18 protein-coding genes, 1 tRNA gene and 1 pseudogene are annotated in these 20,052 nt (G+C 41.1%); 13 read left to right on the top strand and 7 right to left on the bottom strand.

The window, feature by feature from the left end; translation table 11 throughout:
* The 4 genes from V7K55_RS22760 to V7K55_RS22745 all read right to left on the bottom strand — a co-directional run bounded on the left by V7K55_RS22760 (window position 1) and on the right by V7K55_RS22745 (window position 5,792).
* Entirely contained in the window at window positions 1-2,556 is a 2,556-nt protein-coding gene (locus V7K55_RS22760; protein ID WP_334834927.1) for a GAF domain-containing protein, read from the bottom strand.
* A 124-nt stretch (window positions 2,557-2,680) separates the two neighbouring features.
* The gene (locus V7K55_RS22755; RefSeq protein WP_334834926.1) at window positions 2,681-3,811 is read right to left on the bottom strand and encodes a glycosyltransferase family 4 protein; all 1,131 of its coding nucleotides are present in this window, start codon (window positions 3,809-3,811) and stop codon (window positions 2,681-2,683) included.
* Between the two features lie 139 nt (window positions 3,812-3,950).
* On the bottom strand, window positions 3,951-5,105 hold the full coding sequence (locus tag V7K55_RS22750; protein WP_334834924.1) for an NAD-dependent epimerase/dehydratase family protein: 1,155 nt from the start codon (window positions 5,103-5,105) through the stop codon (window positions 3,951-3,953).
* Window positions 5,106-5,261: 156 nt separating this feature from the next.
* Window positions 5,262-5,792: a hypothetical protein gene (locus tag V7K55_RS22745; protein ID WP_334834923.1), complete on the bottom strand. Its 531-nt coding sequence runs from the start codon at window positions 5,790-5,792 to the stop codon at window positions 5,262-5,264.
* 174 nt (window positions 5,793-5,966) lie between these two features.
* On the opposite strand from V7K55_RS22745, the gene V7K55_RS22740 reads away from it, so the two are divergent.
* From V7K55_RS22740 to V7K55_RS22720, 5 genes are all read left to right on the top strand, one after another.
* The gene (locus V7K55_RS22740; RefSeq protein WP_334834922.1) at window positions 5,967-6,758 is read left to right on the top strand and encodes an FHA domain-containing protein; all 792 of its coding nucleotides are present in this window, start codon (window positions 5,967-5,969) and stop codon (window positions 6,756-6,758) included.
* A gap of 251 nt (window positions 6,759-7,009) precedes the next feature.
* The gene (locus tag V7K55_RS22735; protein WP_334834920.1) at window positions 7,010-7,363 is read left to right on the top strand and encodes a hypothetical protein; all 354 of its coding nucleotides are present in this window, start codon (window positions 7,010-7,012) and stop codon (window positions 7,361-7,363) included.
* A gap of 92 nt (window positions 7,364-7,455) precedes the next feature.
* Complete coding sequence (gene ycf46 / locus V7K55_RS22730) at window positions 7,456-8,967, top strand: stress-responsive protein Ycf46 (protein WP_196526233.1); 1,512 nt, start codon at window positions 7,456-7,458, stop codon at window positions 8,965-8,967.
* Between the two features lie 143 nt (window positions 8,968-9,110).
* Complete coding sequence (locus V7K55_RS22725) at window positions 9,111-9,461, top strand: DUF1257 domain-containing protein (protein WP_012407317.1); 351 nt, start codon at window positions 9,111-9,113, stop codon at window positions 9,459-9,461.
* 253 nt (window positions 9,462-9,714) lie between these two features.
* Complete coding sequence (locus V7K55_RS22720) at window positions 9,715-10,302, top strand: hypothetical protein (protein WP_334834917.1); 588 nt, start codon at window positions 9,715-9,717, stop codon at window positions 10,300-10,302.
* A 32-nt stretch (window positions 10,303-10,334) separates the two neighbouring features.
* Here the strand turns inward: V7K55_RS22720 and V7K55_RS22715 are convergent, their stop codons facing one another.
* From V7K55_RS22715 to V7K55_RS22705, 3 genes and pseudogenes are all read right to left on the bottom strand, one after another.
* Complete coding sequence (locus tag V7K55_RS22715; RefSeq protein ID WP_334834916.1) at window positions 10,335-10,982, bottom strand: retropepsin-like domain-containing protein; 648 nt, start codon at window positions 10,980-10,982, stop codon at window positions 10,335-10,337.
* 70 nt (window positions 10,983-11,052) lie between these two features.
* Window positions 11,053-11,391: pseudogene (locus tag V7K55_RS22710) on the bottom strand (Uma2 family endonuclease); the annotation flags it as partial.
* Between the two features lie 258 nt (window positions 11,392-11,649).
* On the bottom strand, window positions 11,650-12,744 hold the full coding sequence (locus V7K55_RS22705) for a hybrid sensor histidine kinase/response regulator (protein ID WP_334834915.1): 1,095 nt from the start codon (window positions 12,742-12,744) through the stop codon (window positions 11,650-11,652).
* A gap of 293 nt (window positions 12,745-13,037) precedes the next feature.
* On the opposite strand from V7K55_RS22705, the gene V7K55_RS22700 reads away from it, so the two are divergent.
* From V7K55_RS22700 to V7K55_RS22665, 8 genes are all read left to right on the top strand, one after another.
* Entirely contained in the window at window positions 13,038-13,757 is a 720-nt protein-coding gene (locus V7K55_RS22700) for a response regulator transcription factor (RefSeq protein ID WP_334834913.1), read from the top strand.
* A 124-nt stretch (window positions 13,758-13,881) separates the two neighbouring features.
* The gene (locus tag V7K55_RS22695; RefSeq protein WP_334834911.1) at window positions 13,882-15,570 is read left to right on the top strand and encodes an NAD(P)H-quinone oxidoreductase subunit 4; all 1,689 of its coding nucleotides are present in this window, start codon (window positions 13,882-13,884) and stop codon (window positions 15,568-15,570) included.
* 226 nt (window positions 15,571-15,796) lie between these two features.
* Window positions 15,797-16,648: a hypothetical protein gene (locus tag V7K55_RS22690; RefSeq protein WP_334834910.1), complete on the top strand. Its 852-nt coding sequence runs from the start codon at window positions 15,797-15,799 to the stop codon at window positions 16,646-16,648.
* 71 nt (window positions 16,649-16,719) lie between these two features.
* Complete coding sequence (locus V7K55_RS22685; protein ID WP_334834909.1) at window positions 16,720-17,040, top strand: hypothetical protein; 321 nt, start codon at window positions 16,720-16,722, stop codon at window positions 17,038-17,040.
* A 12-nt stretch (window positions 17,041-17,052) separates the two neighbouring features.
* Window positions 17,053-17,607, top strand: a complete 555-nt coding sequence (locus V7K55_RS22680) for a hypothetical protein (RefSeq protein WP_094331393.1) — start codon at window positions 17,053-17,055, stop codon at window positions 17,605-17,607.
* A 357-nt stretch (window positions 17,608-17,964) separates the two neighbouring features.
* Complete coding sequence (thrB, locus tag V7K55_RS22675; RefSeq protein ID WP_334834908.1) at window positions 17,965-18,879, top strand: homoserine kinase; 915 nt, start codon at window positions 17,965-17,967, stop codon at window positions 18,877-18,879.
* Between the two features lie 29 nt (window positions 18,880-18,908).
* Entirely contained in the window at window positions 18,909-19,418 is a 510-nt protein-coding gene (locus V7K55_RS22670; protein WP_334834907.1) for a hypothetical protein, read from the top strand.
* Window positions 19,419-19,616: 198 nt separating this feature from the next.
* A tRNA-Cys gene (locus V7K55_RS22665) sits at window positions 19,617-19,687 on the top strand.
* Window positions 19,688-20,052: the final 365 nt, after the last annotated feature.

Below are 20,052 nucleotides of genomic sequence, written 5' to 3'. Positions count from 1 at the left end.
TTACTTGGTAAGCATTGTCCAAATACCATCCCATGACTCAGTAGGGGGCTTTTGTAAGTAATTAGATGCGCGTTCTAGATGAATATCAACAGCTTGGTCTTCGGGTTGGATGCATTTGGCGGCTTCAAAACAAGCGATCGCTTCTAAGAAGTTGCGTGATAAATAGGCAGCGCGTCCAGTATGATAGTGATGTAAAAACTCTTGAGTGTTAGCGTCTAAAGGAGTATTGCGATCGCCAATTAACTCGTAGATGTTTACCGCTTGATATTTGCCTTTAACCCGGATTTTGTCTAACTGGCGTACCCAAATGCGATCGCTGCAAAGCTGATAAGTAAATTCGCTTAAGATAATATCACAACCGTATTCCTTAGTTACCGCCTCTAAGCGCGAACTTAAATTTACACCGTCTCCAATCACGGTGTAATCCATCCGTTTGCGCGAACCAATATTACCCGAAACGACTTCCCCAGAACTAATCCCGATGCCGATATGAATTTGTGGCTGCGCTTCGATAATTCGTCGCTGGTTAAATTCTTCTAAGCGTTGTCGCATATCTAACGCTGACTGTACGGCTCTCCAAGCATGATTTTCTGTCAGTGGTAGCGGCGCACCAAATACTGCCATTAAAGCATCACCAATAAATTTATCAAGAGTGCCTTCGTAGTTAAAAACAGCCTCCACCATTGTTTCAAAATACTGATTGAGCAGCGATACCACCTCAGCTGCACCGAGATTTTCCGTAAGTGTTGTGTAGCCCCGGATATCAGAAAACAAGACGGTTACTTCCTTGCGCTCACCCACCATTAAAGCATCTTCCCCTAGTGCCATAACTTGTTCGGCTACATGGGGCGTTAAGTAGCGGGACATGGTAGTTTTCATCCGTTTTTCCTGACTGATGTCTTCCAATACCACCAAACCACCCCTGACACTTCCTTCTGGGTTAGTTAGGGGATTGACAGTTAGATTCGTACTGCGTTCTAATATTTGCACCTCATCAGGGGTGAGAAACTCAGATTGGGGAGTGAGGGATAGATTCCAGGGAATGAACACATCGGGATTAGTGCGATCGCGTACTGCTAAAATCGAGTGTTGAGTAGCATTATTAACTTGAGAAATTCCTACTATCAAACTTTGCTCTGGCACATAATGTTTAGCTCCAGTTTTTAAACTATCTTCTAGTCGCATTTGAAGGTTTTCAATCGGTACAACTTCCCAAACAAAGCGACCAATCAAATTTTGTTCCCACAAAAGCTTGTTTGTTTTGGTATTAGTGTTTTTTACAGGACAACCTAATAGCTCCAGTGCTGCATCATTAATCGTGACAATTTGACCTGCCATATCTGTAGAAATAACCGCATCTGACAGACTTTGCAAAATGTCTTTTTGATACTGTTTCTCTAACAACACATTTTCAAACAAACGAGCATTTTCCAAAGCAATTCCTGCCTGGGTATTAAAAGCCCGCATAAACTCTTCATCAGAGGCAGTAAAACTGCTTTGTTGCTTATTAATTAATTGTGTTACGCCAATTAATTCATTTGCAGAATTAAATACTGGTAAACATAGAATATTGCGAGTCACATAACCAGTTTTTCTATCTACGCTTGCATCAAAGCGGGGGTCTTTATAGACATCAGAAATATTTAAAGCTTGACCAGTGGAAGCCACATAGCCAGCAATGCCACGGTTAGCAGGAATACGGATTTCTAACAAGTTTGTACCATCTGCCGCCGCCGCAACTTTTGTCCAAAGTTCGTTCATATCTTTACGATATAAAAACAGCGTACTGCGGTCTGCTTGCATTAAAATTCGAGCTTGTTCCATGACTATCTGCAAAGTTGCTTCTAAATCTAAACTTTGCCCTAATGTCTGAGTTGCCCGCAACAAAGCCGTTGCACCTCGTTGATTACGAGCGGCTACATAAAAAGATTGGCAGGTTTCTAGAATAATCCCAATAGAAGCAGCAAAGTCTCGAAAACGTTCTTCATCATCATGATTAAATGGAACATTTCCGGTTTTATTAGCTAGTTGCACTACTGCTACAGTCTGATTTTTGCTACTGATAACAGGCATACATAAAATATTATGAATTTTATAGCCCATTTGTTTTTCAAGTTCTGGGCTAAATAAGGGATGAGTATAAGTTTCAGATATATTTAAATATTGACCTGTACTAGCAACATGACCAGGGATACCTACCGTAATGGGGGTGCGAATTTCTAAGAACTTTTGGCTATTATCTTGAGGAACTTTTGACCATAATTGACCTTTGTCATAATCAACTAAAAAAATAGCTGTGTGTTCTGCTTGTAGGATTTGGCCAATTTTGAGTGTAATAGCTTCTAGTACCTTCTCTAACATAGTTTCTAGAGCTTCATTATTGATTAGTTCAATAGCTCTAAGAAATTGCTGGAACTCAGCAGTTATGAAGTCAAGTAAGCAAACAAATTCATTAACAGATAAGTCTTTAACACGACGTAATAGAGCATGAGTACGATTAACTTGAGTCAGTTCAGTTAATGTAGCCAAGACGCTACCAGGGTTGGGGAGTGTCATGGGAATTGGGGATTGGGGATTGGGGATTAGGGATTAGGGATTGGGTATTGGGTATGGCTATTTTTTTGTCCTCCTTGTCCCCATTGTCTGCCTTGTCCCCCTTCTATTTCCACTCCCTACTCCCCTATTTTGTTAATTGTTCAGAAAGTATGACCTTTTGATAGTAATCTTGTAGCTGCCTGGTGGCAGCTGCCCAACCCCAACTTTCTGCTTCCTGACGAGCATTTTGACGCATGATGTCTCGTTGTTCTTTTTGTTCTAACAGGCGAACAGTAGCAGCTAAGGCTCCTTGAACATTTGCTGTCGGCTCAAAAAGATATCCATTTACGCCATCTGTCACAATATCAGGAATTCCCCCTGAACGGGCTGCTACTACCGGACAGCCAGCAGCCATCGCTTCTAGTAGGACTAAGCCTAGTGTTTCTGTACGGGAAGGGAAGATAAAGGCATCAGCACTGGCAAAGGCAGAACCTAATTCTTGCCCCATAAGATATCCAACAAAATAAGTATTTGTACCAGCAAAATGTTTTTCCAGTGCTTGACGGTGTGGCCCATCTCCAACCAATGCTAACCGCGCTTCGGGAATTGCTTCTAAAATTGGTTTGATGCGCTCAATTTCTTTTTCAGCCGAAAGCCGCCCAACGTAAAGTAGCAATGGGCTTTCTGGATGATTTTGTGATAAACGCGATCGCATCTCTACATTAGCTAAATCAGGGTGAAATAATTCTGTATCCACCCCACGCTGCCATAAATCTACACGTTCAATACCATGTGCTGTCAGTTCCTCTACCATTACTGTGGAGGTACACAGATTCAAAGCTGCTTGATTATGAGCGCCTTTGAGCAGTTCCCAAAGAAAGCCTTCCAGCATCCCCAAGCCGTAATGTTGAAGATATTGGGGTAAATGGGTATGATAAGACGCTACTAAGGGGATTTTGAGGATTTTGCTGTAAAATATGCCAGCTAAACCTAAAACGGCTGGATTCACGACATGAATCACATCTGGGTTAAACTCTTCTAAAACATAACCAATGGCTGGGCGGGGAAGTGCCATTGTTAATTCTGGATATAATGGCAAAGGAAAGCCAGTAATGCCGTAAACTTTAGCGCCCTTATGTTCAGTGATGCCTCCATCAGGGGCAATTACCAATACTTGATTGCCACTACGCTGTAAATGGTCAACAGTATGGCGCAGACGAGTTACAATGCCATCAACCTTGGGTAAAAAGGTTTCGGTAAATAGAGCAATTCTCATATAAAACTATTCAGTACAGGCAGATAATCAAATTTAGTAATACCTGGATGATACGCCTGAGAAAAAACAACTAATTGGCCGTCATATTGTGCTAATACATGACGACCAGTTTTAAACCCACGATTTACTGGGGTTTACCCTAATTTCTGTGCCAAGACACTTTGGGCAGAATTTGCTTATTATCAACTCGTTTCTGATACTTAATGGCAAAATTTAACAGAGAATCGAGTAGAGAATCAGAGAGCAAGTGAGGCTGTAAACCTAAATCGAGCAATTTAGTGTTTTTAGCGTTGAAGTAATGTTCTTCTTTCTCAACTCTGGGATTATCTAAGTGATTGATTTCTACCTTCAATCCCATAGCGTTACCAGCATTTTTTACCATTAATGCCAATTCACCGACGCTGAATTGTTCAGTAAATTGATTAAATACGCGGAATTCGCCAGCTTGGGCAGGATTAGCGATCGCTAATTCCACACATCGTACTGTATCCCGAATATCCAAAAATCCGCGAGTTTGTCCACCTTTACCATAGACAGTTAAGGGGTGTGCGATCGCTGCTTGAATACAAAAGCGGTTCAGTGCAGTCCCAAACACACCATCGTAATCAAGGCGATTAATCAATAGTTCGTCCATCCCCGTTTCTTCGGTTAAGACACCATAAACTACACCCTGATTTAAATCAGTTGCCCGCAATCCCCAAATCCGGCAAGCAAAGTGAATGTTATGACTATCATGGACTTTGCTTAAATGGTACATCGAACCAGGCTGCTTGGGATAAGGTAAGGTGTCCTTGCGGCCATTGTGTTCAATGGTGATATACCCTTCTTCAATGTCAATGTTGGGTGTACCATATTCACCCATAGTTCCCAGCTTCACCAAATGACAGTCCGGGAAATCTTCCCGCATGGCGTACAACAAGTTCAACGTCCCAACAACATTATTGACCTGGGTGAGAACTGCATGTTCTCGATCAATCATAGAAAATGGTGCCGAACGCTGTTCGCCAAAATGCACCAGGGCATTTGGCTGAAACTCATGTAATGTTTTGCTGAGAAACTCGTAATTTGTAATATCGCCGATGAACAAATCGATAGATTTACCCGTCAAATCTTGCCAGCGCTGGAGACGTTGTTGAATTGGTGCGATCGGAGTGAGAGTTTCAACACCAAGTTCATTATCCCAGTGCCGCCGCACCAAACTATCTAAAATTCCAACTTCATAACCTCGATTGGAAAGGTAAAGAGCAGTTGCCCAACCGCAATATCCATCACCGCCAATAACCAGGACTTTCATCTTCACCAGTTTTTACTCGCTGATAGCTAAATCTATCAGGTTTCTGTACCCTATCAATCATCATTATGAGGAAAATGTGGATTTTGAGCGCAGGGAGCAGCAATAAATAAGGGAAAATTAGAGGAATTATTGTACAGACGCGATGAATCGCGTCTCTCAGGACTTTGAAATCCGATACTGCTGGGCAATGTAATAAAACAAACGATAATAATCTGGAAACTTTTGGCTCTTACTTCGTCCCTGCCAATAGTATTTCACTTGACTCTGAGTTAGTGTGAGTCTCATTGAGCCTATATCTCGATCAACCTCTACAACCATTACCCCAGATACTCCTTGGGCGGTTTGAAAGTTGGATTTTATCTTTTTTACTGGCTCTTGCTCTATAACAATCGAATTTGGTAACTCATGACTTGCCCACCCCCGAATTTCCACTGAGTTATCCTGTGATGAAATAAATGCAATCCCATCACCGTTTGCTGGGGCTGCTGAAGAAGTCCAGTTACTAGGATATGGAAATTCAAAGCCATAACGGGAGTTGCTATAAGTTTTCCATGCGATCGCTCCAGCGTTAAAATCATTTGCAGTACAACCCCAAAGAATTACTAACAGGGCAATAACCCCGCTAACGCTGGCGACAAACTGATAAATTCTTCGCCGCAAACTACAGATTTTATTAGCAGTAGCCATTTACATTACACATTTTGCCAAAGTTACTGATTTTATAGAAATACCAGAAACTCAGATCGATACCTTGCACTGAAAGAGCGCTCATTAAAAATTAAATATTCTTTCAGGATATTTACCATTCTCTTTTGCCCCCTCAGTAGAGAAGCTTATAAAGAGTGCTTTATCACACAATTTATGTACAGTGCATCTCAAACAGGCGAACCAACTTTGGAGCTTTTTCACTTCCAAAGCAACACATCTTTGCAATTTCCGCCAAATCTTTCTGTAATTTGCATCGGTAAGCCAAACGACCAAAAACCACCAGATATTGATATTTCTGGCTTACCAAATTCAGATGTGGCATCTCGCGTTCACGCCCAAATTTGGGTAAATGGGGATGAATACCATATCACCGATTTAGGTAGTTCTAATGGTACATACATTAACGGTGCGAAACTTCAACCTCAAGTTTTTTTTCCACTGCATCCAGGAGACAGAGTTTCCTTTGGACAGGGAGACAAAATAACTTTTATGTTTCGGGTGCAACAGCACTCTGCATATACCACAAAAAATCCTACACCAAACTCCGCACCAACAAAAATTACAGCACCTACCACCAGTAAAGAAGAGGAAGAGCAAGTAATCCTTGCCAGTAAGCTTATTGGTTTAGGACTAATCCTCGCAGGTATTACATTTTTAAGTACAAGTATTTATGTAAGCGTCTACTTACGCAGCACACCGGGAATTTTGCTGTGTATGGGAGGTGTAGTAGCTCTAAATTGGGGTGGGCGCGATAATCGCAAACTCGGATGGGTGTTGATTGGCATCGGAATTGCTCTATTCATTGCCAGTGGTGTTGTAATCGGCTCGATGTCTCTTTTTTCTCTGCTGGTATCATTCGCTGGCATCTCTTGTGGATATCAGTTGTTTACAACCGGAAAGGTGTTCAACTTCAATCCGCTTACGCTCCAAATAGTTAAAAAGTAAGCCAAGTTAGGCGATCATTAATTAGAATTAGCGATCGCTAATCCTAATTGAGGTTTCAGGATTTGAATCCTAAACCCTAATTAATTCTCAGAGGTTTGTCGTGAGGGATTTATCACTCAATAAACAGCATTTCAGCCTTAGTTATAAACAAATGTAACAAAAATGGCGTTAAAACGTTTTGCTGTCTTGACAACCAATAAAAGAACCGATACCTTGATATACATACCCGGGTAAGACCGTTAAAGAGTTATATGCAAACGCAAACTAAGCAAAAGGTCACTTTGTATTTATCGCCAGAGTTGCACAGAAAACTGAAGATTCGTTCAGCAGTAGATTCTGAACCAATGTCAGAACTTGCCGAACGCGCCCTTGGTTTTTACCTGTCTCATTCAGAATTAGTTGACGAGTTAGAAGATTCTAGTTATGGGCGGACTCATAGAGTTTATTCATGCCCAACTTGTGATAGCTCGCTAGTCTTACGTGATGGGGAACTGGTTACTTTGGGCAATCAACCAGGAGTAGTTGGTCAAGACCATCTTTCCATTAATGAAATGGATGAAGATGAAACCAATCCCAAGGGCGAGGAAGAGTTAGTTCCTTGCTAAATAGATAGGAATTATGGATTATTCCTGATTCGGTTGTCTTTACCAGCAGCAATGTCTCTACTGTCTCTATAAGGTCTCAAGTAGGTCGAAGTATGAAAGAAGAGCTCAATATCCTAATTCAAGCTCAATACCCTTTAATCTACCTTGTGACCTCCGAGGAAGAGCGGGCCGAGCAAGCCGTTTCCACAATCGCCCAGTTGTTAAAGCCCCAGCGCCGAGTATTTATTTGGACAGTAACACACGGGATTGTGGAGTATGGTCAACCCCGGAATGTTACCCAACATAATACCGTATCTCCAGAGGCGGCCATTGAGTGGATCATCCGGCAGAAAGAGCCAAGTATATTTATTCTTAAAGATTTACACCCCTTTATTGATGCGCCAGCAACAAACAGATCGTTACGAGATGCGATCGCTAGCTTTAAAGGTACGCAAAAGAACATCATCTTGATGTCCCCAATGCAACAAGTACCTATAGAGTTGGAAAAAGAAGTTGTTGTTATCGATTTTACACTGCCAGACATGGCAGAGTTGAATAAAGTACTGACTCAGCATGTAGACCAAAATCGTGGTCGGCGGTTGACAACAGAGGCTAGAGAAAAGCTTCTCAGAGCAGCTTTAGGTCTAACTAAAGATGAAGCTGAGAAAGTCTACCGAAAGGCGCAGGTAACTACAGGGCGTTTGACGGAAGATGAAGTAGATATCGTTTTATCTGAGAAAAAGCAACTAATTCGGCGCAATGGCATCTTAGAATACATGGAAGAAGATGAAACCATTGATGCAGTAGGTGGCTTAGAAGAGTTAAAAAGATGGCTCAAGCAACGCTCTAATGCTTTCACAGAAAGAGCGAGAGAGTATGGTTTGCCTCAACCAAAGGGGATGTTAATTCTCGGAGTTCCCGGTTGCGGTAAGTCATTAATTGCCAAAACTACTTCCCGACTGTGGGGTTTACCCCTGCTGCGGTTAGATATGGGGCGAGTTTACGACGGCTCAATGGTGGGACGAAGTGAAGCAAATCTGCGAAACGCCTTGAAAACAGCAGAATCTATTTCCCCAGCGATTTTGTTTATCGATGAATTGGATAAATCCTTTGCTGGTAGTGGAGGTTCTTCTGATTCTGATGGGGGGACTTCAAGCAGAATCTTCGGCTCTTTCCTCACATGGATGCAAGATAAGAAATCACCAGTGTTCGTGATGGCAACCGCCAACAGAGTAGAACGCTTACCTGGCGAGTTCTTAAGGAAAGGACGCTTTGATGAAATTTTCTTTGTCGATCTGCCAACACCGGAAGAACGGCAACACATTTTTAATATTCATCTGACCAAACGCCGTGAAGACATCTCTCGATTCGATCTTGAGCAACTAGCCAAGATGTCTGACGGATTTTCTGGAGCAGAAGTTGAGCAAGCGATCGTTGCGGCAATGTATGAAGCTTTTGCCCAAGATCGGGAGTTCACCCAACTAGATATTATTGCTGCACTGAAGGCAACATTGCCGCTGTCTCGAACGATGCAAGAACAAGTAACGGCTCTGAGAGATTGGGCCAGACAGCGCGCCCGCCCCGCAGCATCCTCCGTAGCTGAATATCAGCGAATGGAGTTTTAAAAGCTTTCCTCTGCCATCCCAGGGGGAAAGGCTAGCTGAAAATTGCTAGCAGTTATAAGAAAAAGCCGCATCCTACTAAGCGCGGCTTCGCTCAAAACAAACCGTTGTCGTTTTTCTCAATCTTCTCATTGGAGGAAACCCAAATGTCTCACTTTAGCACCCTGCGTACCAAGATCACCGATGCCGAAATCCTCAAAGCTTCTTTGCGCGACCTCGGTATCAGCGTAAAGACTGAAGCTGATGTCCGTGGTTATAACGGTCAGCGCGTCCGTTCTGACATCGTTGCTATGTTGGATGGCGAATATGACCTCGGATGGTCTCGCAACAGCGATGGTTCCTTTGACCTAATTGCTGACTTGTGGGGAGTTGCTAAGAAGCACAACCAAACCGAGTTGATCAACTCAATCAACCAAAAGTATGCTGTTAACAAAACTTTGGCTGAAGTAAAACAACGCGGTCTGCAAAACGCCAATGTGAAGTTGGTATTGCAATAACAATTTCTCTGCGCGTTCCCAAAGCTGCACGGGTTAACCATATAAATAGCGGTTAGCCCGCTTTTTTATCGGGACTGAGATGTATTTCTCAGTCCCTATTTTATTTTTGTACTTTGATTGATATTGGTATTTGTAGCGGTTTTATTAGCATCTTTTTGAATTTACTTAGTCTCAGAATGTAACTTTAGCAACGGTTTAGGGAACTATATAAATGTAGCTTTATTCAGAAACAACCTAGTTCGAGGCATAAGTAATGGAAATAAATATCAGAGAATTATTCGAGTTATTTACTTCTAAAATTGGGCATAAGGTCATTGCAAAAACGCAAGATAAATGGCGCAGTAGTAGCGAAGGTTGGGATCATCATGCTTTGATTCACATGGGATATTGGACTTTACGAGATGTCAAAAACTTTACCCACGGAGAAGCCTGTAAGGAATTAGAGGTAAAAACAAAAGATGAATTGTTGAAATATTTATTAACTACTTTCTTTGACATTGGAGGAGTTGTAAAAGAAATTCTGTTAGAAAAACCTGAGAGTTACTCTGAGGTTTTTATTTTTACTCCTCAAAATGAGCTAGAAACAGCAGCTATTCAAATCACTACAATGGATGATAGAGGGTGGCAAGGTTGTCTTTACAAACTAGAGTATTATGCTACGGAGAACGATGAATTATGTCTAATTTTTGCAACTAAACCTCCAGATGTAAAAGAACAGGAGTGGTTGCTAGTTATATTTAATCAGACTAAAGGTGAACGGTATTGGAGTGTTCATACTGGGAGCTTAAAGCAAGTGTATTACAAATGGGCAGAAAAAATAGGAGTTCTTAAGTCTAAATAGCAGTAAGTTTGTAAAGTGGGTTAAGCTTGACCCTAATCCACTAATTTTTCTAACTTCAAATCTTCACGCCATGTAAAAATAATTTGCTCCTCAGCTTGCCTAAATTCAATATTAAATTTATCAAATACAACTTCTCGCCCTAAAAGCAATTGTTCTCCGCCTGTATTGGTTTGCAACCATGCTACAGGAGTAATTAAACTATGTCCGTCAATTGTCATTTCAACATTACGTAAAACATACTCAACTCTGCCACCTATAGTTTCTGCCAACAAAGTTGATTCTGAATCAGCTAAAGCATAGCCTAAATCTTGACCAACTTTCAATGAAATTAAACTTAATTCAGCACCAGAATCTACTAACATTGTTGTATTAGATTCTATATCTCTGTGTTTTAAAATAACGCTATAATTTGGTTGCCAATCATGGCGAGCGACGGTGCGGAAGCGAATCGGTAAAATTTCTATAGAAGCAGTGCGACGTGGAACTAGATAAATTAAAAAAGGCTGTTTTGCAGCATTAGCTAATTCTAAAATTTCGCGTAAGTTTTCGCTGTGAGCAATTATTCCATTTGCATTGTAAGCGATATATTGATTTTTATATAAATCTAATAACATCTGGCGGTTACGATTCAACCACTTGAGTATTTCATCTATTTCACTTTTAGAGGGTGTTGTATTCATATATTTAATTTTGTTCGTGGATATGAAATATCTCTTGCACTATTTTTAATCGTCTGGTGCAAGATGTGAGCTACCAAACCTGACTTAAATCTAAAACAAAACTAGGTAGCAACGGTTCAACGCAAAGGGTTTTAGAATTATCTAATACCTCAATCATAGTATTAGGATGATAAATAAAAACTTGGCGTTGTTTTCTATCAATTAACCAACCAAGTTGCGTCCCATTATTTATATAATAGTCTTGCAAAACTTGCAAGCGATCGCTCTCAGAACGCAATTCAATCACAAACTCAGGACAAATCGGTGCAAATGTTTTTCGTAGTTCCACTGGTATAGCCTCCCAGCGATCGCGTTTTATCCACGCTGCATCAGGAGAACGCACCGCACCATTAGGTAAAGTAAAACCACCACGATTTAACATCACTAATAAGGTTTTATAGTCTTAACTGATCCGTATTGGTTTATAACCCAGTCGTACAGAATTCACACTGAATTCTGACTCCTCAGCTTAAACAATTCTTTTTTAATATTTCAACTGGTGCAAAGGTTTAACCTAATTATTGTAAAAAAAGATAGGTCACTAATTGTCAAGAAGACCTATCTATTGAAATAGTGTTCACAGATTTTGTATATGAACACTATTTCTGGTTCTAAAATGTCCCCACTTTTAGTTTTCGCTTGCTACAGGTAGACGGATAGTGAATTTACTACCCTGCCCGGGTTCAGATGTCACATCAATTGTGCCCTGATGTGCTTCGATAATGCAACGAGATAGATATAATCCCAAACCACTACCAGAACGCTGGTGTTTTCCTTGGCGAAATCGCTCAAATAATATTGCTTGGTCTTGTTTAGAAATTCCTGACCCTGTATCTTTGATATCAATAATCACATCTGCCGGAGTGAGATGACAGTGAATATCTACAGAACCTTTGTCTGTAAATTTGATAGCATTGCCGATAATATTTGTTAAAACTCGCCGCAGTTCTACGCGATCGCCCATGACAGTGATTGTAGTTTCACCTCTATCAATACTTGCAGTTAATCCTTTTTCCTCAGCTAAGGGAGTTAATTCTTGGAAAACTTCACTAACTAATTCCTGAATATTGCAGGGAGAAATTTTTAAAGTTTTACAGCCTGCTTCATGACGATATACTTCTAGCAAAGTATTTACCATTTCTAGCAGGTCTTGATTACTGCCAATCATGGTATCAATTATTTCTTGCAATTGTGGCGAAACTTCGCAAAATCTGCCTTCCAGCAATAATTTTAAGACGCGGTTGGAGGCTACTAGCGGTATACGTAGATCGTGAGTAAAACGCGAGACAAAATCAGCCCGTAGGTTAGCCATCTGATCTCGTTCGTCAATACTATGCTTGAGGCGCAGGAGCGATCGCACTCGTGCATGTAGTTCATCAGGATCGAATGGTTTACGAATAAAGTCATCTGCACCAGCATCAAGTCCTTCCACAACGCTAGACTCATAGTGAGCCGTCAGCAGCAGAATAGGGATAAATGGCAACGCCTGGTTCTGTCGGATGCGTCGAGTAAATTCATAGCCATCGAGTTCCGGCATCATCACATCTAAGAGAATTATGTCTGGCGGTGATTCTTCAACCATAGCCAGAGCAATTTTACTATCTTCTACCAAGCTAATTTCATAGTCCTCATCTTCTAGGACAGCTTCTAAGACTAGTAGATTATCAAAAATATCATCGACAACGAGAATTTTATCTTTTTTGACAGTTTTACTTAAAGACATGGCTAAATAAAAAAAGAAGTGCTTGGCTATCCCTAGCAAATCTAGTCATAGCTTACATCACCAGCGCTAAGATGATTGAGGATTCAGATTTTCCTTTCAAGTTTGCTGAATTATATTGTTATACCAACACTCTTGCCTTAGAAAGGCTTACAAGATAAGGTTATTTATGTCTAATGGTAGATGAAATTCAGTAAATAATACCAAGAGCATTGCTTTTTGTATAAGATACCGAATAGAAGAATGAGATTATTTTAATCTGTACTTGAGATAGATAACAGTAAAATTAAGCAACTATGAGTGAAATCAAAATCCTCGTGATTGAAGATCACAACCTGACGAGAATCGGTTTACGGTCTGCCTTACAAACCCAGCCAGAGTTTAACATTGTTGGTGAAGCAGCCAATGCAGCCGACGGCATCAAGCTTCTGAAAAGTCTCAAGCCAGATGTTGCTACTATTGACATCGGTTTGCCTGACATGGATGGGATTGAGCTAACACGCACGTTTAGGCAGTATCAATCGGAGAACGAAGATTACACAACAAAGCTGTTAATCTTAACGATGCAGAATAGCGAACAGGCAGTTTTAGCAGCATTTGCAGCAGGTGCAGATTCCTATTGTATGAAGGATATTGAAACTGAGAAACTAGTAGAGGCTGTGCAAACAACTTATGCAGGTAGCTCATGGATCGATCCAGCGATCGCAGACCTTGTACTACAACAAATACGTCAAGATTTCCCCGATGGGAGCAGAGGAGCATCTGGAAAAAGAGTCTTGATTGAAGGTATTGACCCAGATGTTGAGAAAAGTATAGTCAGCTATCCTTTAACTCACCGAGAGATGGATGTTTTAGAGTTGATTGTCGCTGGGTGTGACAATGCAGAAATTGCTAAAAGGCTCTATCTAACAGTCGGTACTGTAAAAACTCATGTTCGAGGTATTCTCAATAAACTCTGTGTTGCTGACCGTACACAAGCTGCCGTCCGCGCTTTGCGGGCTGGCTTAGTACCGTAAATATACTTGCTATCAGTTATTTCCGGTCAAAAGGATCACTTGTAAAAAGATTTATGAAGAAATTGTTACACAGTTTAGTAAAATGACATAATTGACGAACAAATAAGTATTTTTCATCATATACATGATAGCGGATCAATTTCCCTGGCTTACCGCGATTGTCTTGCTGCCACTCGTTGCCGCCCTGCTCATTCCTGTGCTGCCTGATAAAGATGGCAAGCGCGTGCGGTGGTATGCACTGGGTGTAGGTATCGCAGACTTTGCCTTAATGTGTTACGCCTTTTGGAAGCATTACGATGCCAGCAGTGCTAGTTTTCAAATGGTGGAAAATTATGCCTGGATGCCTCAGTTAGGTTTAAACTGGGCGGTATCAGTTGATGGACTTTCAGCGCCACTTGTGCTTCTAGCGGGATTTGTCACCACACTATCGATTTTTTCAGCTTGGCAAGTTAATCACCGTCCGCGCCTCTTCTATGTTTTGATGCTGGTGCTGTATTCTGCACAGGTTGGGGTGTTCGTTGCCCAAGACTTGCTGTTATTTTTCATTATGTGGGAAGTAGAACTGATACCCGTCTACCTACTAGTCTGCATTTGGGGTGGGCAAAGACGGCGTTATGCAGCTACAAAATTTTTGTTGTATACCGCAGCAGCTTCTATATTTATTTTAGTGGCAGCCCTGGCAATGGGGCTATACGGTGGCGGTGATATGACATTTGACATAACCGCCCTCGCCAGCAAGGAATATCCGCTTGCTCTCCAACTGTTACTTTATGCCGGGTTGCTGATTGCATTTGGTGTCAAACTCGCTGTTTTCCCGATGCATACTTGGTTGCCTGATGCCCACGGCGAAGCATCCTCTCCTGTATCGATGATTTTGGCTGGTGTATTGCTGAAGATGGGCGGATATGGACTAATTCGCCTAAATCTTGAGTTACTTCCTGATGCACACATTTACTTTGCGCCGGTTCTAGCCATTCTGGGTGTTGTCAACATTATCTATGGTGCATTAAACTCCTTTGCTCAGACGAATATGAAGCGGCGTTTGGCTTATTCGTCGATATCCCACATGGGGTTTGTGCTGCTTGGGATTGCCTCTTTTACTGATTTAGGAATCAACGGCGCGATGTTGCAAATGCTCTCACATGGTTTGATAGCATCGGTGCTGTTCTTCTTAGCCGGCGTTACTTACGATCGCACCCACACAATGGTAATGAAAGATATGGGCGGTATTGGTCAAGCCATGCCCAAAGTCTTTGCCCTATTTACAATCTCCGCGATGGCATCCCTGGCACTTCCCGGTATGAGCGGCTTTCCTGGCGAACTATCGGTATTCGTTGGTTTAACAAGCAGTGATGTTTACAGTTCAACTTTCTGCACCGTAACTGTTTTTCTCGCCGCAGTTGGAGTTATCCTCACACCTATTTATTTACTTTCCATGCTGCGAGAGGTATTTTATGGTGACGGTGCAGCGCTCATCTGCGACATTAATAATGCAGGCTCAGAAAATCAAGAAGATGACGGAACAGTTTGTTTTGGTACAGACTGCTTCGTCCCAGAGGATGCAGTGTACGACGATGCTAGACCGCGTGAGGTGTTTATTGCTGCCTGTTTTCTGCTGATGATTATTGGTATTGGTTTTTATCCTAAGATGGCGATGCAGATGTATGACGTGAAGACTGTTGCAGTGAATGCTAATCTTCGCCAATCTTATGCCATAGTCTCGCAAACAAATCCCCAGATTTTTGCTAATCGATTATTGGTTCCGCAAATTTCCGAGGTTGAGGTAGCGCCCATTTTGGGAACTTTGAAGTAAGCTTTTTGACCAATATACTTGTCAAAAAGAGCGATCGCTTTTAATGTTGAGGCGATCGCTCTTACACTAGGATTACGCGATCGCACGAGATAATAAAAGATCAGTTTGGTGGCGTAAATGAACTTAGAAAACTGGTCTTGACAAAATAAAACTTTTACAGAGTAGATTTTCAATTAAAAAAGAATGTATTAACATAGGGATTAAAGTAATATTTATAACATTTATTATGGCTATGCGAGACGCAGACAAGGATCGTCGCAAAAATCTCCCTGTCAACAATCCTAACCCAGGTGGAAAAGAAGCACTTTCTTATCATGAGCTTAACCATTTTTTGAGGAATGCTCGTGCTGATGCAATTCGATGGGAACGACTTGCGAAAGAAAATCAAGAAGCTGCGTCTCAATTTACTCAAGTTCAGCAAGATATCCAAACTTACCAAGTTGAAGTTAACGAGTTAAAACAGATATATCTGAATGAACAAAAAAATTATCAGCAGGCTTTATGCCTTTACAACGGAGAAAAAACTAGAGCAATTGAATTAATTGCCCAACGTGATGAATGGCAACAACGTGCGAAAGAAAATCAGCAAGCTGCATCACAACTAACTCAAGTTCAGCAAAATATCCACACTTATGAAGTTGAGATTAACGAATTAAAAGAACGCATAGCAAACAATTATTTAATTTATATTGATGAACAAGAAAATTATCAGCAGGCTTTAAATCGTTACAATAAAGCAAAAACGAAAGCGGTTGAATTAATTGCCCAACGTGATGAATGGCAACAACGTGCGAAAGAAAATCAGGAAGCTGCATCCCAACTAACCCAAGTTCAGCAAGATATCCAAACTTATCAAGTTGAGGTTAACGAATTAAAAGAACGTGTAGCACACAATTACCAGATATATCTTGATGAGCAAAAAAATTATCAGCAAGCTCTACATCGTTACAATGAAGAAAAAGCAAGAGCAACTGAATTACTTGCCCAATATGAAGAAATGAAGTCTGAGCGAGACAACTATTTAACTCTATATAATGAAGCAGCAATTCTCATTTTGAAACCGGTTTGCGTCATTTGAGCGATCAATGAAATTATTAAGAATTATTAAACCCTTGCATAACAAGGGTTTTTATGTAATGAAATCTTAAAATGAGAATTGCTGATAATGAAGCACAAACACAACTTAAATTTGAGCGACGTTCCAAGGCTGGTATTAAGGGATGGGAAACTCGCCGTAAAGCCGAGAACGAAAGGCTAAAACGGGAAATTGGGGAGATGGTCGTTCTGCTGCATGAATCCCTCGCAAGTAAGGATGATGCTATAAATAACCTCTACGTTGTAGCAAAACGCATGGATCGTATTCAATCTCTAGTAGATTCGGTGGAAGAGGAAACAACAGGTAATCCTGTCGGTCTGGTACAAAAGTTTAAACGCATCTGGTTTGCTATTAAAGAGATACTTTCGGAATAAACAAGCATCTTTATGAGCAAACAATCAGCATCAAACATAGGAAATCAAAGTAAAAGTAAGTTAGGGGAGCAAATTCGTAATATTGCCGATAGACTTAAACAAGAAAATGAGGTGCAGATCAAAGCCACTTCTCGTATTTTGGGGGCTGCGGCTCAAATTTCCGAAAATCATGACCGACTAATTAATGAGGTAGTTGATATGGTTGAGGAAGACCTTAATAAACAAACTCAGACGTATCAAAAAGATATTCATACGGTTGATATTTTAAAGCAACAGTTTAAAACATTACGTGAAGCAAAAGATTACTTTAAGCTGAAAGCGGCTAGTTGGGAATCCCTCGCTAAAAAATTAAATGATTCATCTTCTCAAAAGCTTGTAACTGAAACTAAAACTCAGCCGTATCAATTTTATGAAAGTAACGGTATGGGAAAATTTGAACATGATGGCAAAATTTCTGAAGGGTTGACAGTTCATTTAGAAGAAGATGTTGCAGAAATATTTCCCAATGCTCAAGCAGTAAATGAAGCTCTACGTTTTCTAATTAGAGTTACGAAGAAAAGTTGCTAAAAAAGTAAATTTAACAGTCCAATATTTATAATTGATTTTATAGGAAAGTCGCATTCGTGCTTTCCAAAACTTACTCAATATTAAACTCCACTAAACGTTGTATCTCAGGTAATTAACTTAAAAGTTGTGTATCCTAAATTACTTTTGAAAATGACATTTGTAGATTGAGTGGAGCGATCGCACAATCCAACTATTTAAAGTTAGTAAAATTTTGCCAGAGCCACAACCACTGAAAATCAAGACTCGGAGGATGGATTAAGGAACAGTAAATCAAAGTAGCGCCAACAGCGATCAAAAACTAGCCCTAAAGTGCTACCAATACATGGGATGCTAGTTGATGATTACTGAGTTTTACCAATGTCTGTTGTTTCTGCCATCACTGTTACTGTTCCCGCCACAACTGCGAATTTGGGGCCTGGGTTTGATTGCATCGGTGCAGCATTAAAGCTGTACAACGAGTTTAAGTTCACTCGCCTAGAAGAGGGTGGGCTAATTATTCATGTCACTGGTACAGAAGCTGAACGAGTCCAAAGGGATGAAAGTAATCTTCTCTACCAAGCGTTTGTCAAGTTCTATCAACATATAGAGCAGACACCGCCGACTGTGAAAATAGAGATTAAGTTAGGCGTTTCTTTGGCGAGAGGTTTGGGTAGTTCGGCGACAGCAATTGTTGGTGGCTTGGTTGCTGCTAATGAACTTGAGGGTGCAACTCTTTCTCAGGCGCAGGTGATGGAGTTAGCGATCGCAATGGAAGGACATCCTGATAATGTAGTTCCAGCTTTGTTGGGAGGATGTCGTCTCGCTGCTACCACTGGCACAGCTTGGGAAATTTGTGATGTTCCCTGGCATAAAGATGTTGTACCAGTTGTGGCTATTCCTAATTTTGAACTTTCTACTTCAGAGGCGCGGGGCGTTCTCCCGACTGAGGTAAGTCGCGCCGATGCGATTTTCAATACGGCACATTTGGGGTTACTATTACGCGGCTTAGAAACTGGGAACGGACAATGGTTAAAGACAGCTTTGCAAGATAAGTTGCATCAACCCTATCGTAAAGCTTTGATTCCTGGTTATGATGCTGTGAACATCGCAGCCGTTAGTGCTGGTGCTTATGGTATGGTGATTAGTGGCGCGGGGCCGACACTGTTAGCTTTGGCAGATAAACTAAACTCGAAAGCTGTGGAGGCGGCGATGTTAGCTGCTTGGCAAGAAGAAGGAATTACAGCCGAAGTGCGATCACTTTCTCTCGATACCCAAGGGGCAAAAAGCTTTTAATATTTTACTCAGCACTTAAAACTCGATTTATGGAGCAAACTCAGGCTGAAATAGCGGCGCTTAACTCTCAAATTCAGGCTCTTTTAGAAGAACGCGCTGTACTCACTATTAATAATGTAATCTCTGCCGAGAATGATTCACCCCAGGCAATGGTGGAAGCATATCGCCGTCAAGCCAGAGAAAATGCCCAATTATCAGTTGAACTCCAGGGCATCGATGCCGCGATCGCCGCCTTGGAAGGCAAGATAAAACAAAAACAAGGTAAGTTAGTGCGATCGCAAGTTGTATCAAAAGAACTTATCCTACAGCAAGAGCTAGAAGAAGCGAAAGAAGTAGCACAGGTTCATGCTCAACGCATTAATGAACTTGCTGGGGAATTAGCAACAGAAGTCCGTCTCCTGAAACATTGTGCTAATGAACTGAGTCCAATGTATTGGCGGATTTATTACAAGCCGTTCATTACTGGGTTCAAGACAATCTCCGTTCCTTATGTCCGCTCTGATGGGGAAGTATGGACGATTGTCAACCGGATTGTTTAATGACAGCATTTCTAAACTAGAAATACTTTACTAAGATTGACTGCCCTAGCGATCGCATTTTCGGGAGTGGAAATTGAGGATGCTTTACCAATGCTAACTTATCTGCACCTCACAATCTTGTGCTACTATTGTTAAACTGACGCTGTTGACTCCTTAAGCTATCAAACGGTAAGCAAAAAGGCTTTCTAGTGTGGGTATGGCGGCATAGCCAAGTGGTAAGGCAGAGGTCTGCAAAACCTCCACCCCCGGTTCAAATCCGGGTGCCGCCTTTTTATGTTGTACATTAACTAATTATTTGTCACTGTTAACAGATTGATGTCATGTTTAACAAAATGATGTCACTGTTAACAGATTTTTTGTCACAACTACAAACGGATACCTATCACAAAGGCAGACCTCTGCCTTACATTTCAACCCACCATAAATCTAGCAAACTTTTAGTATAACTACTAAAACCTAAATATGTAGAAGCTTTCTCAACTCAAACTTGATAGAGGCTTATTGAAAAAAGCGATGCCTACCGCGGGCTACGCCTACGCGTAAGCTGTTACGCAGCTAAATTTAATAAACTGCATTACCTTTATTTTTAATTTTACGCTCCCATTTAATAATAAGACCTCCTTTATTTAGCAGT

The organism is Nostoc sp. (genome assembly GCF_036919895.1).
GTDB lineage: Bacteria > Cyanobacteriota > Cyanobacteriia > Cyanobacteriales > Nostocaceae > Nostoc.
The sequence above is the reverse complement of the archived record's forward strand: the minus strand, read 5'-3'. Positions and strand labels throughout refer to the sequence as shown.

Bases quoted from the DNA above. Each gene is read 5' to 3' on its own strand.
- V7K55_RS22760 (WP_334834927.1), bottom strand. From the start codon at position 2,556: ATGACACTCCCCAACCCTGGTAGCGTCTTGGCTACATTAACTGAACTG.
- V7K55_RS22755 (WP_334834926.1), bottom strand. From the start codon at position 3,811: ATGAGAATTGCTCTATTTACCGAAACCTTTTTACCCAAGGTTGATGGC.
- V7K55_RS22750 (WP_334834924.1), bottom strand. From the start codon at position 5,105: ATGAAAGTCCTGGTTATTGGCGGTGATGGATATTGCGGTTGGGCAACT.
- V7K55_RS22745 (WP_334834923.1), bottom strand. From the start codon at position 5,792: ATGGCTACTGCTAATAAAATCTGTAGTTTGCGGCGAAGAATTTATCAG.
- V7K55_RS22740 (WP_334834922.1), top strand. From the start codon at position 5,967: ATGTACAGTGCATCTCAAACAGGCGAACCAACTTTGGAGCTTTTTCAC.
- V7K55_RS22735 (WP_334834920.1), top strand. From the start codon at position 7,010: ATGCAAACGCAAACTAAGCAAAAGGTCACTTTGTATTTATCGCCAGAG.
- ycf46 (WP_196526233.1), top strand. From the start codon at position 7,456: ATGAAAGAAGAGCTCAATATCCTAATTCAAGCTCAATACCCTTTAATC.
- V7K55_RS22725 (WP_012407317.1), top strand. From the start codon at position 9,111: ATGTCTCACTTTAGCACCCTGCGTACCAAGATCACCGATGCCGAAATC.
- V7K55_RS22720 (WP_334834917.1), top strand. From the start codon at position 9,715: ATGGAAATAAATATCAGAGAATTATTCGAGTTATTTACTTCTAAAATT.
- V7K55_RS22715 (WP_334834916.1), bottom strand. From the start codon at position 10,982: ATGAATACAACACCCTCTAAAAGTGAAATAGATGAAATACTCAAGTGG.
- V7K55_RS22705 (WP_334834915.1), bottom strand. From the start codon at position 12,744: ATGTCTTTAAGTAAAACTGTCAAAAAAGATAAAATTCTCGTTGTCGAT.
- V7K55_RS22700 (WP_334834913.1), top strand. From the start codon at position 13,038: ATGAGTGAAATCAAAATCCTCGTGATTGAAGATCACAACCTGACGAGA.
- V7K55_RS22695 (WP_334834911.1), top strand. From the start codon at position 13,882: ATGATAGCGGATCAATTTCCCTGGCTTACCGCGATTGTCTTGCTGCCA.
- V7K55_RS22690 (WP_334834910.1), top strand. From the start codon at position 15,797: ATGGCTATGCGAGACGCAGACAAGGATCGTCGCAAAAATCTCCCTGTC.
- V7K55_RS22685 (WP_334834909.1), top strand. From the start codon at position 16,720: ATGAGAATTGCTGATAATGAAGCACAAACACAACTTAAATTTGAGCGA.
- V7K55_RS22680 (WP_094331393.1), top strand. From the start codon at position 17,053: ATGAGCAAACAATCAGCATCAAACATAGGAAATCAAAGTAAAAGTAAG.
- thrB (WP_334834908.1), top strand. From the start codon at position 17,965: ATGTCTGTTGTTTCTGCCATCACTGTTACTGTTCCCGCCACAACTGCG.
- V7K55_RS22670 (WP_334834907.1), top strand. From the start codon at position 18,909: ATGGAGCAAACTCAGGCTGAAATAGCGGCGCTTAACTCTCAAATTCAG.